Raw genomic sequence first — 15,360 nt, 5'->3', positions numbered from 1 at the left:
CAGCTGCGCCACGGCCGCACGGTCGGCGGTCGCGTCCTGCCGCAGCTTTTCGATCTCGGCCACGAGCTCGGTCCGCTGGCGATCGAGCGCATCCGGCGGAGGCGCCCGGGCGGCTTCGCTCACCTGCGTCCGCAGCTGCGCCAGCTCCGCGCGGTCGGCGGTCGCGTCCTGCCGCAGCTTTTCGATCTCGGCCGCGAGCTCGGTCCGCTGGCGGTCGAGCGCATCCGGCGGAGGCGCTCGGGCGGCTTCGCTCACCTGCATCCGCAGCTGCGCCACGGCCGCACGGTCGGCGGTCGCCGCCTGCCGCAGCTTTTCGATCTCGGCCGCGAGCTCTGCCCGCTGGCGATCGAGCGCAACCGCATCCGGCGGAGGCGCCCGGGCGGCTTCGCTCACCTGCGCTCGCAACTGCGCCAGCTCCGCGCGGTCGGCGGTCGCCCCCTGCCGCAACTTTTCGATCTCGGCCGCGAGTTCAGTCCGCTGGCGGTCGAGCGTAACCGCATCCGGTGGCGGTGCCCGGGCGGCTTCTCTTACCTGCGTCCGCAGCTGCGCCACTGCCGCGCGGTCGGCGGTCGCGTCCTGCCGCAGCTTTTCGACCAACTGGGGGAGGTTCGTGCTGTCGCCCGCCGCCACCTGCTGCAATTTTTCGATCTGACCCAAAAGTTCGGTCAGCTGGCGATCGAGCGTAGCCGCATCCGGTGGCGGCGCCCGGGCGGCTTCGCTCACCTGCGTCCGCAGTTGCGCCATGGTCGCGCGGTCGATCGTCGCGTCCTGCCGCAGCTTTTCGATCTCAGCCGCGAGCTCGGCCAGCTGGCGATCGAGCGGGGCGGCATCCGTCGAAGCCGCCTGGGCGGCTTCGCTCACCAGCTCCGTGTGATCGGCGGTCGCCTGTTGCCGCAGCTTTTCGATCTCAACTGCGGACGCAGTCGAGAGCGTAATTGTCGCGCCGACGATCAACATACTAGCCAAGAGTATTTTTTGCCAGTTGACACGAAACCAGCCCCTGGATTTCAGCAACTCGGCGCCGCTTGCAGGTGGAACGGCAGCTTTGAGGCCAATGTCTGTCCGTTTTCCGTTCGTCAAAAGAGCGACCTCGGTCGGGGGCTTGCTATCCCGCGACGCCAATTGGAAGACGTGCACCACGAGCCTACGCATAAATTCGAGCTTTTAGCTTCATCCATTCGAGTAAATTCGAGCTTTTAGCTTCATCCATTCGAGGGATGCTTCATCCAGTCCGGGGAAGTGTCACGTCCTGATATATGGACGTCGGGCACTATGCGCCGGCGGTCGTGGGACGCTCGCTCGCCGAAATTGACACGACACCCCGTCTCAGCCATCCTTGAGCTGGCCGTCTTGTCTTGCGGCTCTGCGTGTATGAGCAAATTGCATGGCCAGTTCCGCTACCAGCCAAAAATCCAAGCGCGCCGCGGTGCGCAAGGCGCTCGACCGCCACAAGGTCTACATCACCGCGCAACGTTTTTCGGCCGGCAGCTACAGCGCGCGCGTGCTGGTCGATGGCGAGGCCTATTGGGTCGACGAATTCCGGCTCAGCCAGCTGCAGCAGGGCCTGTCGCCGGCCGAACTCGAATTGACGCCGGCCACCGACGATTGAGCGGCGTGACCTCCCATCCTTCGTCATCCCAGGGCGGTGCAGGAGCGAAGCGACGTCGCGGAGACCCTGGGATCCATGCCGTTACATTGGAGCGCCGCTGCGATGGGATTTTGATGCTGCGCTCGTTGCTTTTGCCCACCACCCGCGCCTAGTCCATGACCGCCCCACCAAAGCTCAAGGCCTATCGCGCCAAGCGCGAGTTCACGAGGACGCCGGAACCGGCCGGCGGTCTGGTTGCCGGTGAGGGCAATCGTTTCGTCGTCCACAAGCATCACGCCACCGCCGATCACTACGATCTGCGCCTGCAGGTCGGCGACGTGCTGAAGAGCTGGGCGGTGCCGCGCGGCCCGTCGCTGAACCCGGCCGACAAAAGGCTGGCGGTCGAGACCGAGGACCATCCGCTCGAATATATCGACTTCGAAGGTGTCATTCCCGAAGGCGAATATGGCGGCGGGCCGATGATCGTCTGGGATACCGGCGTCTGGGCGCCGATGGACGATGTCGAGAAGAGCCTGCGCACCGGCTCCTTCAAGTTCCGGCTGGCCGGCGAAAAGCTGAATGGCGGCTGGATGCTGACGCGGCTGAAACCGAAGCCCGGCGAGGATGAGGGCAAGAAGAACTGGCTGCTGTTCAAGGAGCGTGATCTCGCCGCCGACACCACGCTCGACATACTGGAAGCCCGCCCGGAAAGCGTCAAATCCGGACGCCTCATCGAGGAACTGGTGGCAGCGCCGAAGCCTGCCGCCAAACCTGCCAGGCCGGTGGTGCTGAAACCCGGCGCTTTGCCGGGCGCCGTCAAGACGCCGCCGCCTCCCCGGATCGAGCCGCAGCTGGCTACGCAGGTTCCGAAGCCGCCGGGCGGAGATGACCCCGCGGCCCGAACGGGCGAAGTCTGGCTGCACGAGATCAAATTCGACGGCTACCGCACCATGGCGCATCTCGCTAACGGCGCAGTCAGGCTGATCACCCGCGCCGGCCTCGACTGGACGAAGCGCTATGGCGACCTTCCGCTTGCATTCGCCAGGCTGCCGTGCCGCGAGGCGATCATCGATGGCGAGGTCGTCGCGCTCGACGCCAAGGGCATCAGCCGCTTTGCCCTTTTGCAGGACGCGCTGGCCGAAGGCGCCGGCAACAAGCTCCATTTCTACGCCTTCGATCTTCTGTATCTCGACGGCTGGGACCTGAGACAAGCGCCGCTCCGCCGGCGCAAGGCGCTGCTTTCGCAATTGCTGTCCGGTCTCGGTGCCAATTCGGCCATCCAGCTCAGCGATCATGTCGAAGGCGACGGCCAGGCGCTCTATGACCAGGCATCCGAGATGGGGCTCGAGGGTGTCGTCTCCAAGCGCGCCACGGCGGTCTACCAGAGCGGCCGCACCAAGACCTGGACCAAGACCAAGGCGCTCCAGACCGGCGACTTCGTCATCGCCGGCTACACCGTCTCCGATGCGGCAGAGGGGTTGGCAGCACTCGGCCTCGGTGAATTCGAAGACGGCGAACTGCATTATCGCGGCAAGGTCGGCACCGGCTTCGATGCCGCGACAGCAGGCGAATTGCTGGCGCGGCTGGAGCCATTGCGGGCCGGTGCATCCGCGCCCGAAGGGGTTCCCCGCGAAATCATGCGCGAGATGAACTGGGTGCGGCCGCTGCTTTCGGCGCATATCCACTACGCCAACCGGACCACCGACAATGCGCTGCGTCATGCCGTGTTCCGCGGCCTGCGTGACGTCGGGCTGTCGACGCCGGTTTCGGCCAAGCGCAAGCGGCTGATCGCCGAGGCCGACCTCGCCACAATCTGGGTGACCAACCCGACGCGGCGGCTGTTCGGCAAGACCGGCCCGACCAAGCTCGATATCGCCGTCTATTACGCGCTGGTCGGCGATTTCATGCTGCCGCATATCCTTGGCCGGCCGGTGTCGCTGGTGCGCTGCCCGACCGGCAGACCGCAGGACTGTTTCTTCCAGCGCCATGCCTTCACCGGCATGCCGTCCTCGGTGGCGACCTTCGAGGCGACCAATTCGGAGGGCGAGACCAAATCCTATCTCTCGGTGGAAGACGCCAAGGGCTATCTGGCGCTGGCGCAGTTCGGCGTCGTCGAGTTCCACACCTGGGGCACCCATCGCACGCGGCTCGACAAGCCGGACCTGATCGTCTTCGACCTCGACCCGGGCGAAGGGATCGCCTGGCGCGAGGTGGTTGAGGCGGCGGTGCACATTAAGGGCGAGCTGGAAGCGCTAGGGCTGGTGCCGTTCGCCAAGACCTCCGGCGGGCACGGCATCCACATCACCGTGCCGGTGACACAAAAGCAGAACTGGAAGAAACTGCACCAGGCGACCAGCGCCGTCTCCACGCATCTTGCCGCCACCGCGCCCGACACTTTCACCACCACCATGGGCAAGGACAACCGCAAGCGGCGTATCTTCATCGATTATCACCGCAATGCGCGCGGCCACACCTCGGCGGCTCCCTATTCGTTGCGCGCCCGCACCAACTTGCCGGCCTCGACGCCGGTGAGCTGGAGCGATCTGGAATCCATCGACGCTCCGCAGGATCTGAATTATTCCTCGCTGCCGGGCCTTCTGGCGACGTCGGGCGATCCCTGGGCCGACATGGAAGATTTCGCCCGGGATTTGCCGGTGATAGGCACCGCGAGGTAGTCCTGCGGGCGCGGCCCCAGACTCCATCGACGCTCCGGAAAATTTGAATTATTCTTCGCCACGGACCTCTTGCCTGCAGGCGGCTCTCAGCGGAGGAAGATTTCGCTAGGAATTTGCCGGTATTGTAAGGGGCAATGTAGGATTTCGGCAGCCCCGTTCGTCCTCCGGACGAATGAACGCTGCGAACAGTTCGACAGCACAAGTCCGCGTAGGAGTATTTCATGGCGCCCAGGGCAAGTTGGAAAGGTTACCTCAAGCTCAGTCTGGTCAGCTGTCCGGTCCGGCTCTATCCGGCGACCAGCGCCAGCGAGCGCATCAGCTTCAACCAGCTGCACAAGAAGACGCACAACCGCATCAACATGAAACCGGTCGACCCCGAACTCGGGCTGGTCGAGCGCTCGGACCTGGTCAAGGGCTACGAATACGAGGACAAGCAATACATCATCATCGAGGACGCCGATCTCGATGCGGTGCGTATCGAATCCAATCATACGATGAACATCGAGGCCTTTGTCGACGAGCATTCGGTCGACGTCATCTATCAGGATGCGCCCTACTACCTGGCGCCGGACGGCGCAATGGCCGAGGAGACCTTCGCCGTGCTGCGCGAAGCGATGCGCAAATCCGGCAAGCTGGCGATCGCCCGCCTGGTGCTGTCCAGCCGCGAGCGCGTGGTGACGATCGGCGCGCGCGAGAACGGCATGTTCGTCTGCACCTTGAGAAATCCGAACGAAGTGCGTGGCACGGCTGAATATTTCGGCAATATCCCGGCCGGAAACCCCGATCCCGAAATGCTGCAGTTGGCCGAAGCGCTGATCAAGCAGAAGGAAACCACCTTCGATCCAAAGAATTACGAGGACCGCTACGAGATCGCGCTGATGACGATGATCCGAGAGAAGCTCAAGGGCCACAAGCCTATCATCGCGGCGGCGCCTGAGCGCGGCAATGTCATCAACCTGATGGATGCGTTGAAGGCGAGCCTGTCCCAATCGGCCAAACCGCCGGCCAAGTCGAAGAGCAAGGCCGACGAGGCGGCGAAACCGGCAGCCAAAGCAAAGTCCGCCAAGGGCGGCGCCAAGGAAAACCCGCTCAAGGCCAATCTGCTGCAGGCCGTCGGTAAGAGCAAAGGGTGACGGCGCCCACTGGCACGATCTTCGGCACTATCGGCGCGCTCGCGGCGTTTCCGCTTCGCATGGCGGCGCGCGAGGTCGCGCGCCGGCAGGGCCAATTGCGGCGCGGAGTCACCAGACGGACCACCCATGTCGTGTTCGGGCGGACGTTCCTCGCCAAGGCCGATGATGCCGAGATTGAGCGCCGCGTCGTCACCGAGCGCGCGGCCGGGCGCAAGCTGGTCAGTGAGAACGGCTTCCTGCGCCTGCTCGGGCTGATGAAGGCGCCGGAGGCTTCGGCGCTGTCGCGGCAGTCGCTGGTCGACCAATCGCGGCTGACCGGCGCGGATCTCGACCGTTTGTCGCTGTTCGATGCCTTCGAGCACGACGCCGAACCTTACTCCTTTCGCGACCTGATCCTCGCCCGCAAATATGCCGGCCTGGTTGCCGGCGGCGCCTCATGGGGTGCGATTGCGCGCTCGGTGCACCGCTCCGGCCCGGTCGCCTCGCTCACCGCCAAGTCGCTCGCCGTCGGCTCGCTGCATGGGCGGGCCGACGCCATCTATCTCGAAGGCGGCCAGAGCGAGCTCGACGGCCAGTTGCTGTTCGATCTGGGAACGCAGGATGACGATACGCTGGAAGAGCTGTTTGCCGATGCCGAGGCGGCGGAAGAGGCTGACGACCACGAGCAGGCCGCGGCACTCTACCAGCGCTGCCTGGCCATAGACCCGAGCGACGCCATCGCCGCCTTCAACCGCGCCAACTGCCTGCGCGCCGCCGGCCACGCGGCGGAGGCGGCGCACGACTATGCCCGCGCGATAAAGCTCGATCCCGGGTTCGTCGAGGCCTGGTTCAATCTCGCCGGGCTGATGAGCGAAGAGGGGCGGGTAGCCTCGGCGCGCCGCCATTTGCTCAAGGCGATCGCGCTGGATGCGAAGTACGCCGATGCGGTGTTCAACCTTGCGAGGCTGGAGTTCGACGCCGGCAATCTCGCCGAGGCGCGGCGGAGCTGGGTGCGCTATCTTGAACTCGACGCCAGCTCCGAATGGGCGCGTATGGCGGCCAAGGGCGTCCAGTTCGTCGATTTGCAGCTGGCGCGGATGTCGGCAGGGTGAGGTAATCCAATGCCTGCGCTTGAACACCCCCCTCTGTCCTGCCGGACATCTCCCCCGCAAGGGGGAGATCGGCAGCTTCTCCTTACCGCCCGCCTTCCAACGTTGGTGATTGGCGAAAGCGATGGCGACATCCAATCTCCCCCCCTTGCGGGGGAGATGGCCGGCAGGCCAGAGGGGGGTGGGACGGAACGCGGCCTCCATAAGTGGGCCACCCTATGACCACCTTCCTCTTCGACGGTCCCGACACCGCTGCCATCACTATCCTGCTGGCGCATGGCGCAGGCGCTCCTATGGACTCGCCCTCGATGACCGCCACGGCAAAAGCGCTCGCCGCGGCCGGCTTCCGCGTCGCGCGCTTTGAATTCCACTACATGGCGGCCCGCCGCTACGGCCACCGCAAGCCGCCGCCGCGCGCCGAGACGGTTAACCCGGAATACGTCAAGGCGATCGCCGACCTCCGGGCGAAGGGCGTGACGGGTCCGCTCATCATCGGCGGCAAGTCGATGGGCGGACGCGTCGCTTCGATGATCGCCGACCAGATGTTTTCGAAGGGCGAGATTTCAGGGCTGCTGTGTCTCGGCTATCCCTTCCATCCGCCGGACAAACCGACGCAGCTTCGGACAAAACACCTCGCCGATCTCAAGACGCCGACATTGATCTTCCAGGGCACGCGCGACGAGTTCGGGACCAAAGACGAGGTCGCGACCTATGCTCTGTCCGACGCAATCGAGATCTTCTGGCTGGAAGACGGCGACCATGATCTGAAGCCGCGCAAAAACATCTCCGGCTTCTCCACCGCCGATCATCTGAAGACGCTCGCTGATGCGGTGAAGGCGTGGACCGAACGCATCGTGCGCTGAAGCAGGCCGATGAAGATCGCCACCTTCAACGTCAACAACATCAACGGCCGGCTGCCGAACCTGCTCGCATGGCTGGCCGCCGCCAAACCCGACATCGCCTGCCTGCAGGAGCTTAAGGCCAGGCAGACGCAGTTTCCGCGAACGGCGCTGGCGGCGGCCGGCTATGGCGCGGTGTGGGTCGGGCAGCCGACCTGGAACGGCGTCGCCATCCTTTCGCGTGGCTCGGAGCCCGTTCTGACCCGCGACGCGCTGCCCGGCGACGATAGCGACCAGCAGGCGCGCTACATCGAAGCGGCGGTCAACGGCATCGTCGTCGCCTCGCTCTACGCGCCGAACGGCAACCCGCAGCCCGGCCCGAAGTTCCAGTACAAGCTGGCCTGGCACGAAAGGCTGGAGGCGCATGCGGCGCAGTTGCTCGACACCGGCCTGCCCGTGGTGCTGGCCGGCGACTACAACATCGTGCCCGAGCCGCGCGACATCTACCCGACCCGCTCCTATGACGACAACGCGCTGGTCCAGCCGGAAAGCCGCGCATCGTTCCAGCGGCTGCTCGACCAGGGCTGGCTTGACGCGCTGCGTAAGAAGCATCCGACGGAGACGCTCTACACATTCTGGGACTATCGCCGCAATCGCTGGCCGCGCGACGCCGGCCTGCGGCTCGACCATATCTTGCTCAGCAAGAAGCTGTCGCGCCGGCTGGTAGCGGCGGGCATCGACCGCGACGTGCGCGGCGAGACCGGCGCCAGCGATCACGCGCCGGTCTGGGTGGAGTTGCGGTGAAGCATGAAAGCTGGCGCCGCCTTTCCGGGCGGCAACCAGTCAGGTTGGCCGCGCCGCTTCGCGGGCGAACGCTTCGATCAAAGGGGCGTATCCCTCAAGGTCGGGCTGCGTAGCGAAACTGTGGGTAGCGGCGGTCGAAGCCCAGGGCAGCTTTTCCGACGTGAAGACTTCGACGAAAGGCGCATACCAATGATGTTCGTCCAGCATGGTCGCACGAACATTGACGAAAAAGTCCAGGCCATGCGGACGCGTGAACATCCAGTTCTTGCAGTGCGGGCAATAGAGCTGCCGGTGCGGGCCGTGCAGGCCGCCGACCACCGGCTCGCCTTGCGTTATGGCAAAACCGTCGCTGGGCACGGCGATGGTCAGGGAATACGCGCTGGCGCTCAGCTTCTGGCAGCCGGTGCAGTGACACGCCGTCGTCAGCAAGGGCGGCGCGCTGATGCGAAAGCGTATTCCGCCGCACAGGCAACCGCCGTCCCAAGGTAGCTTCCAATCGTCCATCGCTGGCCTCGCGTTAGCTCTGCCAGCGATCTAGCGCGCGACCGCCAAGCTGCAATCTCTCCCTTGACGGTCCCAGAAGGGGGGAGATCGGCAGCTTCACGTCCTTCTCTCAGGGATCGTGAACACCACGTCGGCGCGGCCGTAGCCGCCATCGGCGACCTCCTCGATCAGCACCATCGTGTAGGGGCGCACGCCTTCGCCGAACATCTCGACGAACAGGGCTGTGGTCTTGTGGACGAGGTCCTCCTTCTGTCCGGCGGACAGCGCGCGCTCAGGCACCTTGAAATTTGCAAACGGCATGATGTCGATTTCCTGTTGGTTGTTGGAGGTAAAGTCAGACCGTGCCGCCATTGGCGCGCAGCACCTGGCCGTTGACCCAGCCGCTGTCCGGTCCGGCGAGGAACGACACCACGCCGGCGATGTCGGCGGGCTGGCCGAGCCGCCCGAGCGGGATCATCCTGGTGATCGTCTCGACCAGTGCCTCGGACTTGCCGCCGAGGAACAGCTCGGTTGCCACCGGCCCCGGCGCCACGACATTGACGGTGATGCCGCGCGGCCCGAGTTCCTTGGCCAGCACATGCGTCATGGCCTCGACGCCGGCCTTGGTGGCAGCGTAAACGCCGTAGGTCGGCTGGTAGAGCCCGACCACGCTGGACGAGAAGCTGATGATGCGGCCGCCGTCGCGCAGCCTTCTTGCGCCCTCGCGCATGCCGCGGAAGACGCCACCGAGATTCACCGCGATCTGCTGCTCGAAACCGGCGTCGTCCATCTGCGCGATCGGCGCGAGCTTCATGATGCCGGCATTGTTGACCAGCACGTCGAGGCCGCCAAAGGCCTGCTCGGCTGCGTCGAACAGATGCGCCACGCCCTTGGGATCGCCGACATCGGCCTGGACGGCGATCGCCGTGCCGCCCGCCGCCTCGATCCCGCGCACCACGCCTTCGGCGGCTTCAGCGCCCCTGGCATAATTGACGACGACCGAAAAGCCGTCGCGTGCCAGCCTTCTGGCAATTTCGGCGCCGATGCCCTTCGAGGCGCCGGTTACCAGCGCCACCTTTCCATTCCGCGTAGTCATGTCAGCTCTCCAATTCTTGTCGGCTGAAAATAGGCGATAAATCTTGCGGGATAATCGATCGGCACTTGCCAACACCATTCGGATATGGCGAACAATGGCGATGGACAGTCTCGACCGGATGCGCCTGCTTGCCCGCGTGATCGAGCGCGGCAGCTTCACCGCGGCGGCCGCCGATCTCTCGATGTCGCGATCGACTGCCACCGACGCGATCAAGGACCTCGAGGCGCGGCTGGGGGTGAGGCTGCTCGAACGCACCACGCGCCATGTCACCCCGACATTGGACGGCCAAGCCTATTACCAGCGCTGCCTCGCCATCCTTGCCGATGTCGAGGATGCCGAGGCCGGCTTTCAATCGGCGCAGCCGCAGGGCCTTTTGAGGATCGACGTGCACGGCTTCATGGCCCGCCATTTCATCCTGCCGCGGCTCTCCGAATTCCTCGACCGCTACCCCGGGATCGACTTGCATATCGGCGACGGCGACCGGCTGGTCGATCTGGTGCGCGAGGGCATCGACTGCGTGCTGCGTTCCGGCGAACAGGCCGACAGCGGCATGATCGTGCGGCGGGTGGCAACATTACGCGAAGTCACCAGCGCCAGCCCCGCCTATCTCGAAAAGCACGGCATGCCGGCAACCCCCGACGATCTCGAAGGCCATCTTATGGTCGGCTTCCGCTCGTCGCGGACCGGCGAGGTCATGCCGCTCGAATTCACCGTTGGCGGCGCGTTGCGCTATGTCAGCCTGCCCAACCGGGTGACGGTCAACGGCTCCGACACGATGGCGGAGCTGGCGCGTCTCGGCTTCGGCCTTGTGCAGGCGCCGCATTACCGCTTCGCCGGGGATTTCGCACGCGGCACGCTTGTCGAAGTGCTGCCGGATTACCCGCCGTCACCGACACCGCTGTCGGCGCTCTACCCGCAGAACCGCCAGCTCGCGCCACGGGTACGCGTGTTCATCGACTGGGTGACCGGGATTTTTGGCGAGGATGGGACATCGGGCCGGGTGTGATCGTGCGCCGGGGGCCGCCGGCTACTTTGCGAAGGGCCGCGATCCTTCACGCCCCCCTCTGTCCTGCCGGACATCTCCCCCACAAGGGGGGAGATCGGTGGCTTCAGCGTCGGCGCCGAGTATCCTTGACCCGCCTACCACCCACGCTATGTTCGCACCCATGTCAGGGACCAGCCCCGCGGCCACTGCGCCGCTCATCGTGATCGATCTTCAGACCGGCATGTTCGACGGTGTCGCCGAACCGCCGATCCATGATGCCGATGGCATGGTTGCCCGCACCCGCGCGCTGATCGAATGGGCACGGCGCAGCGGGCGCAAGATCGCCTTCATCAGGCATGACGGCCCGCAGGGCGATCCTCTGGCGCCGGGTGAGCCGGGCTGGCCGGTGTGGCCGGCGCTCGGCCAGGCCGAGGACGAGCCGACTTTCGCCAAGCGTGTCGGCGACGCGTTCAGCAATGCCGCGCTTGCAGAATGGGTGGTCGGGCAGGGCGCCGGCGAGGTCGTTCTGATCGGCGCGCAGACCGATTTTTGCGTGGCGGCCACGGTGAAGGGCGCCTTTGCAGCGGGCCTGGGCGTCACCGTGATTTCCGACGCTCACAGCACGCTCGACACCACCAGCGAGACCGCCGCGGAGATCATCGCCCGGCACAATGCGGCATTTGCCGCCGCCGGGGTCAAGCTGGCGACGACAAAGGCCCTTACCGATAGCTGATTCGCCGGCTCATCCCTACGCCGTCAAAGCCTGATCCAGCCGGGAAGAAACTGGCGGGTTCAGACAATTTGGCGCGCGGCGCCTCGCCACTTGCGGGCTTCCGCAAGCGCGGCCTATCGCGTATTGGCGCGGGACCTCTCCTTTGGCCTTTCCCGGGAAACCATGATTCGTCTCGAAAGCATCAGCAAGCAGAACGGCCGGCAGATTGTCTTCATTGAAGCCTCCGCCGCCTTGCAGAAGGGCGAGAAGGTCGGGCTGGTCGGGCCTAACGGCGCCGGCAAGACGACGCTGTTTCGCATGATCAACGGCGAGGAGCAGCCTGACGAGGGCCAGGTCTCGGTCGATCGCGGCGTCACCATCGGTTATTTCAGCCAGGATGTCGGCGACATGGAAGGCCGCAGCGCCGTTGCCGAAGTGATGGACGGCGCCGGGCCGGTGAGCGAAGTGGCGGCCGAGATGCGCAAGCTCGAGCACGCCATGGGCGACCCCGATCGCGCCGGTGAGATGGACGAGATCATCGCCCGCTACGGCGAGGCGCAGCACCGCTTCGAGGAACTCGACGGCTATGCGCTGGATGGGCGTGCTCGCGAGGTGCTGGACGGCCTTGGCTTCAGCCAGGAGATGATGGACGGCGACGTCGGCAAGCTGTCCGGCGGCTGGAAGATGCGCGTGGCGCTGGCCAGGATCCTTTTGATGCGGCCCGACGCCATGCTGCTCGACGAACCGAGCAACCATCTCGACCTGGAAAGCCTGATCTGGCTGGAGCAGTTCCTGAAGAATTATGACGGTGCGCTGCTGATGACCTCGCACGACCGCGAGTTCATGAACCGCATCGTCAACAAGGTCGTCGAGATCGACGGCGGCTCGCTGACTGCCTACTCCGGCAACTACGAATTCTACCAGCAGCAGCGGGCGATTGCCGACCGGCAGCAGCAGGCGCAGTTCGAGCGCCAGCAGGCGATGCTGGCCAAGGAGATCGCCTTCATCGAGCGCTTCAAGGCACGTGCCTCGCATGCCGCCCAGGTGCAGAGTCGGGTGAAAAAGCTGGACAAGATCGACCGTGTCGAGCCGCCCAAGCGCCGCCAGAAGGTGTCGTTCGATTTCCAGCCGGCGCCGCGCTGCGGCGAGGACGTGGTGACGCTGAAGAACGTGCACAAGGGCTATGGCAGCCGCTCGGTCTACGAGGGATTGGATTTTCAGGTGCGCCGCCGCGAGCGCTGGTGCATCATGGGCGTCAACGGCGCCGGCAAGTCGACGCTGCTTAAGCTGGTGGCTGGCGCTTCCGAGCCGGACAATGGCACGGTGGCGCGCGGCCCGAGCGTCAAGATGGGCTATTTCGCCCAGCACGCCATGGAAGTGCTGGAGGGCGAGCGCACCGTGTTCCAGACACTGGAAGATGCGTTTCCGCAGGCCGGCCAGGCGCCGCTTAGGGCGCTGGCCGGCTGCTTCGGCTTTTCCGGCGACGAGATCGAGAAGAAATGCCGCGTGCTGTCGGGCGGCGAGAAGGCGCGGCTGGTGATGGCGCTGATGCTGTTCGACCCGCCCAATTTGCTGGTGCTGGACGAGCCGACCAACCACCTCGACATCGCCACCAAGGAGATGCTGATCACGGCACTGTCGCAGTACGAGGGGACCATGCTGTTCGTCTCGCATGACCGCCATTTCCTGGCGGCGCTGTCGAACCGGGTGCTGGAACTGACGCCCGAGGGCATCCAAACCTATGGCGGCGGCTATACCGAATATGTCGAGCGCACCGGGCAGGAGGCGCCGGGGCTGCGGAGCTGAGACACAGATTCGGCTCTGCCACTCCCCGTCGCCTAAAGCGCGTGGCGTTCGATCGAGCTCTGCTCAGCCGTGTATCGCAATTTCGCGCAGCGGATCGCCGCCATCGATGAACAGCCGGCCTTGCGCGGTCAACGCCGCCTTGAGCCGTTGCAGGGCAATTTTTCCTGCTTCGGGATGACGCCCGTCCAGCGCGCCGACGCGCACCGCAACGGCAATGTCGAAGTGCTTCTCGTCGGCCTCCAACTCGAAATCCTCGATGGCGATCTGGCGAAGGCTCAGCCGGCCTGCCGCAATCTCGGCGCGCGAAGCGGCCCCGGCCTGCGCAATGGCCTTGGCCGAGCGGTCGATCGCCAGCACGTGCCCGCCGCCGATCCGGCGCGCCATCTCGCGCGCTGCAGCACCCGGTCCGCAGCCGATCTCCAGCACTCGCATGCCCGGCCGCAGGGGCAGCGCATTGATGATCGCCAAAAGCCTTGGCGACAAATCGTTCGCCATTTCCGCTTCTCCAGCTTTTCGCGATCCGAGATTAGCGACCGCGGCCGGCGACGGGAAGGCCGAGAGGCGCGGGCATTGCCGATGTGTTCAGCTGGTGTTTTGGGTACTGGTTGAGGAGGGGGGAATGATCGACGATCCGGTCTCGACCGCGGGCGACCGGGCGGACCCCGAGCGGCCCGGCGTCGTTGACCTGAGGGGTAGGGAGGGAACTGGCGCCGAGCCTAACCGGTGGGGGGTAGATTACCGGCCGTTTATGTGTATACGCTCAAGCTAATATAAGAGCAAGCTAATGTTTTGCGTCAGCGATGCGGGACGTTGGTTTCTGATCAGTGGACGGCCGCCGCTCCTGGCCGCGCACTCCAACCGGCCCAGCACCGCTTATTGCCTTCACGTCCAGGCTCCAATGCTGTACCCCGGCCCGAACTTCAAGGAGCCTCGATGACCTCACATCCCGACATCCCCGACGCCGGCATGGCGGTTGATGCGGCCGGCATGACAGCCGATGACGAGCGCGCACGCGAGGCGGATGCCGCATGGCAGGACGATGTTCGCGAGGGCGTGCGGCATATAGGCGATCTGGATTCGCTGCCGCTGTCGCCAGCCGAGCGCGCGGCGGCCGAAGCCGCGGCCACGCGCCACAAGGTTCGCATTCCCAAGGCCTATCTCGACCTGATCGACTGGAACGACCCCGCCGATCCGATACGGCTTCAGGTCATCCCGTCGCCCGATGAACTGGGGGAGCAGGAGGGCGAACTCGACGATCCGATCGCCGACCACGCCTTCAGTCCGGTACCGCGATTGACGCATCGCCATGCCGACCGGGTTCTGCTGTTCCCGACCTATCAATGCGCGGTCTATTGCCGGTTCTGCTTTCGTAAGGAGTCGCTGACGTCGATCGGCCGGGGTTTTTCGCGCGAGGCGCTGGAGCCGGCCTTCGCCTATATCGAGTCCCGTCCGGAAATCCGCGAGGTGATCCTGACCGGCGGCGATCCGCTGTCCCTGCCGGACAAAGCGCTGGCGGAAATCCGAGCCCGAGTCGAGGCGATCCAGCATGTGCGGCTGTTGCGCATTCATACCCGCGTGCCCGTCGCGCTGCCGTCGCGCGTCACCGGCGGGCTGGTTCAAGCCCTGCAGGGTCGGCTGATGGTCACGGTCGTCACCCATTTCAACCATCCGCGGGAGATCACTGAGGCGACCGAGCGGGCCTGCCGTACTTTAAGGCAGGGCGGCTTCGTGCTGATGAACCAGAGCGTTCTGCTGAAAGACGTGAACGATACGGTCGAGGTGCTGGAGGAACTGTGCCGGGAGCTGATGTACCGCCTCGGCGTCAAACCCTATTACCTGCACCACGGCGACCTCGCGCGCGGCATGGCGCACCGGCGCACCACGATCGCCGAGGGCCAGGCGCTGGCCAGCGCCTTGCGGGCGCGCCTGTCGGGCATCTGCAATCCCGTCTACGTGCTGGACCTGCCGGACGGCGGAGGGAAAGTGCCGCTCGGCCCGTCCCATCTTGAGGCGCGGGAAGGGGAGACGTGGCGAATACGTGGGCTTGATGGGGCGGTGAGGGAGTATGGAGAGCTGGTTGGGGAGGAGGGGACGCGCAGCCGCCGTCCAAGCCAGCCCACCTTGATGACGTGACATGCGGCCCTTAATCAC

Annotated in this window: 15 protein-coding genes; 10 read left to right on the top strand and 5 right to left on the bottom strand. The window is 65.3% G+C overall.

The features are described from left to right. Positions 1-1,080 (bottom strand): coiled-coil domain-containing protein (locus tag NKH70_RS22835; RefSeq protein WP_353026031.1); only part of this gene is annotated, 1,080 nt, incomplete at its 3' end. A gap of 304 nt (positions 1,081-1,384) precedes the next feature. On the opposite strand from NKH70_RS22835, the gene NKH70_RS22830 reads away from it, so the two are divergent. The 6 genes from NKH70_RS22830 (at position 1,385) to NKH70_RS22805 (ending at position 8,127) form a co-directional block, all read left to right on the top strand. Beyond that, on the top strand, positions 1,385-1,609 hold the full coding sequence (locus NKH70_RS22830; protein WP_352799302.1) for a hypothetical protein: 225 nt from the start codon (positions 1,385-1,387) through the stop codon (positions 1,607-1,609). Between the two features lie 155 nt (positions 1,610-1,764). Continuing rightward, positions 1,765-4,263 carry a DNA ligase D gene (gene ligD / locus NKH70_RS22825; protein WP_352912635.1) on the top strand — a complete coding sequence of 833 codons (2,499 nt, stop codon included), beginning with the start codon at positions 1,765-1,767 and terminating at the stop codon, positions 4,261-4,263. A 221-nt stretch (positions 4,264-4,484) separates the two neighbouring features. Then, positions 4,485-5,396: a non-homologous end joining protein Ku gene (gene ku / locus NKH70_RS22820; protein ID WP_352912636.1), complete on the top strand. Its 912-nt coding sequence runs from the start codon at positions 4,485-4,487 to the stop codon at positions 5,394-5,396. A 59-nt stretch (positions 5,397-5,455) separates the two neighbouring features. Then, positions 5,456-6,487, top strand: coding sequence for a tetratricopeptide repeat protein (locus tag NKH70_RS22815; RefSeq protein WP_352912834.1), 1,032 nt, complete (start codon positions 5,456-5,458; stop codon positions 6,485-6,487). A 215-nt stretch (positions 6,488-6,702) separates the two neighbouring features. Continuing rightward, positions 6,703-7,347 (top strand): alpha/beta hydrolase family protein, encoded by a 645-nt coding sequence (locus NKH70_RS22810; RefSeq protein ID WP_352912637.1) that lies wholly within the window; start codon positions 6,703-6,705, stop codon positions 7,345-7,347. Between the two features lie 9 nt (positions 7,348-7,356). After that, positions 7,357-8,127, top strand: coding sequence for an exodeoxyribonuclease III (locus tag NKH70_RS22805; protein WP_352912638.1), 771 nt, complete (start codon positions 7,357-7,359; stop codon positions 8,125-8,127). A 39-nt stretch (positions 8,128-8,166) separates the two neighbouring features. Here NKH70_RS22805 and NKH70_RS22800 read toward each other — a convergent pair whose 3' ends face one another. The 3 genes from NKH70_RS22800 to NKH70_RS22790 form a co-directional block, all read right to left on the bottom strand. After that, on the bottom strand, positions 8,167-8,631 hold the full coding sequence (locus tag NKH70_RS22800) for a GFA family protein (RefSeq protein ID WP_352912639.1): 465 nt from the start codon (positions 8,629-8,631) through the stop codon (positions 8,167-8,169). A gap of 96 nt (positions 8,632-8,727) precedes the next feature. Next, positions 8,728-8,931, bottom strand: coding sequence for a tautomerase family protein (locus NKH70_RS22795; RefSeq protein ID WP_353026029.1), 204 nt, complete (start codon positions 8,929-8,931; stop codon positions 8,728-8,730). Between the two features lie 34 nt (positions 8,932-8,965). After that, positions 8,966-9,706: an SDR family oxidoreductase gene (locus NKH70_RS22790; protein ID WP_352912641.1), complete on the bottom strand. Its 741-nt coding sequence runs from the start codon at positions 9,704-9,706 to the stop codon at positions 8,966-8,968. A gap of 100 nt (positions 9,707-9,806) precedes the next feature. Between NKH70_RS22790 and NKH70_RS22785 the strand changes: the two genes are divergently transcribed. The 3 genes from NKH70_RS22785 to NKH70_RS22775 all read left to right on the top strand — a co-directional run bounded on the left by NKH70_RS22785 (position 9,807) and on the right by NKH70_RS22775 (position 13,209). Next, positions 9,807-10,712 (top strand): LysR family transcriptional regulator, encoded by a 906-nt coding sequence (locus NKH70_RS22785; protein ID WP_352979396.1) that lies wholly within the window; start codon positions 9,807-9,809, stop codon positions 10,710-10,712. Positions 10,713-10,872: 160 nt separating this feature from the next. Continuing rightward, complete coding sequence (locus tag NKH70_RS22780) at positions 10,873-11,424, top strand: isochorismatase family protein (RefSeq protein ID WP_352717078.1); 552 nt, start codon at positions 10,873-10,875, stop codon at positions 11,422-11,424. Between the two features lie 162 nt (positions 11,425-11,586). Continuing rightward, positions 11,587-13,209 carry an ABC-F family ATP-binding cassette domain-containing protein gene (locus NKH70_RS22775; RefSeq protein WP_352717076.1) on the top strand — a complete coding sequence of 541 codons (1,623 nt, stop codon included), beginning with the start codon at positions 11,587-11,589 and terminating at the stop codon, positions 13,207-13,209. Positions 13,210-13,272: 63 nt separating this feature from the next. Here the strand turns inward: NKH70_RS22775 and NKH70_RS22770 are convergent, their stop codons facing one another. Then, the gene (locus NKH70_RS22770) at positions 13,273-13,704 is read right to left on the bottom strand and encodes an SAM-dependent methyltransferase (protein ID WP_352717075.1); all 432 of its coding nucleotides are present in this window, start codon (positions 13,702-13,704) and stop codon (positions 13,273-13,275) included. A gap of 492 nt (positions 13,705-14,196) precedes the next feature. Here NKH70_RS22770 and NKH70_RS22765 point away from each other — a divergent pair, with 492 nt between their 5' ends. Continuing rightward, positions 14,197-15,342, top strand: a complete 1,146-nt coding sequence (locus tag NKH70_RS22765) for a KamA family radical SAM protein (RefSeq protein WP_352717107.1) — start codon at positions 14,197-14,199, stop codon at positions 15,340-15,342. Positions 15,343-15,360: the final 18 nt, after the last annotated feature.

It is taken from the genome of Mesorhizobium sp. M0991, assembly GCF_040318915.1.
Classification (GTDB): Bacteria; Pseudomonadota; Alphaproteobacteria; order Rhizobiales; family Rhizobiaceae; genus Mesorhizobium.
This window is presented reverse-complemented; position numbering and strand designations above follow the sequence as displayed.

What these genes read in the sequence shown, in the direction of transcription:
- NKH70_RS22830 (WP_352799302.1), top strand. Translation starts at nt 1,385, where the DNA reads ATGGCCAGTTCCGCTACCAGCCAAAAATCCAAGCGCGCCGCGGTGCGC.
- ligD (WP_352912635.1), top strand. Translation starts at nt 1,765, where the DNA reads ATGACCGCCCCACCAAAGCTCAAGGCCTATCGCGCCAAGCGCGAGTTC.
- ku (WP_352912636.1), top strand. Translation starts at nt 4,485, where the DNA reads ATGGCGCCCAGGGCAAGTTGGAAAGGTTACCTCAAGCTCAGTCTGGTC.
- NKH70_RS22815 (WP_352912834.1), top strand. Translation starts at nt 5,456, where the DNA reads ATGGCGGCGCGCGAGGTCGCGCGCCGGCAGGGCCAATTGCGGCGCGGA.
- NKH70_RS22810 (WP_352912637.1), top strand. Translation starts at nt 6,703, where the DNA reads ATGACCACCTTCCTCTTCGACGGTCCCGACACCGCTGCCATCACTATC.
- NKH70_RS22805 (WP_352912638.1), top strand. Translation starts at nt 7,357, where the DNA reads ATGAAGATCGCCACCTTCAACGTCAACAACATCAACGGCCGGCTGCCG.
- NKH70_RS22800 (WP_352912639.1), bottom strand. Translation starts at nt 8,631, where the DNA reads ATGGACGATTGGAAGCTACCTTGGGACGGCGGTTGCCTGTGCGGCGGA.
- NKH70_RS22795 (WP_353026029.1), bottom strand. Translation starts at nt 8,931, where the DNA reads ATGCCGTTTGCAAATTTCAAGGTGCCTGAGCGCGCGCTGTCCGCCGGA.
- NKH70_RS22790 (WP_352912641.1), bottom strand. Translation starts at nt 9,706, where the DNA reads ATGACTACGCGGAATGGAAAGGTGGCGCTGGTAACCGGCGCCTCGAAG.
- NKH70_RS22785 (WP_352979396.1), top strand. Translation starts at nt 9,807, where the DNA reads ATGGACAGTCTCGACCGGATGCGCCTGCTTGCCCGCGTGATCGAGCGC.
- NKH70_RS22780 (WP_352717078.1), top strand. Translation starts at nt 10,873, where the DNA reads ATGTCAGGGACCAGCCCCGCGGCCACTGCGCCGCTCATCGTGATCGAT.
- NKH70_RS22775 (WP_352717076.1), top strand. Translation starts at nt 11,587, where the DNA reads ATGATTCGTCTCGAAAGCATCAGCAAGCAGAACGGCCGGCAGATTGTC.
- NKH70_RS22770 (WP_352717075.1), bottom strand. Translation starts at nt 13,704, where the DNA reads ATGGCGAACGATTTGTCGCCAAGGCTTTTGGCGATCATCAATGCGCTG.
- NKH70_RS22765 (WP_352717107.1), top strand. Translation starts at nt 14,197, where the DNA reads ATGACAGCCGATGACGAGCGCGCACGCGAGGCGGATGCCGCATGGCAG.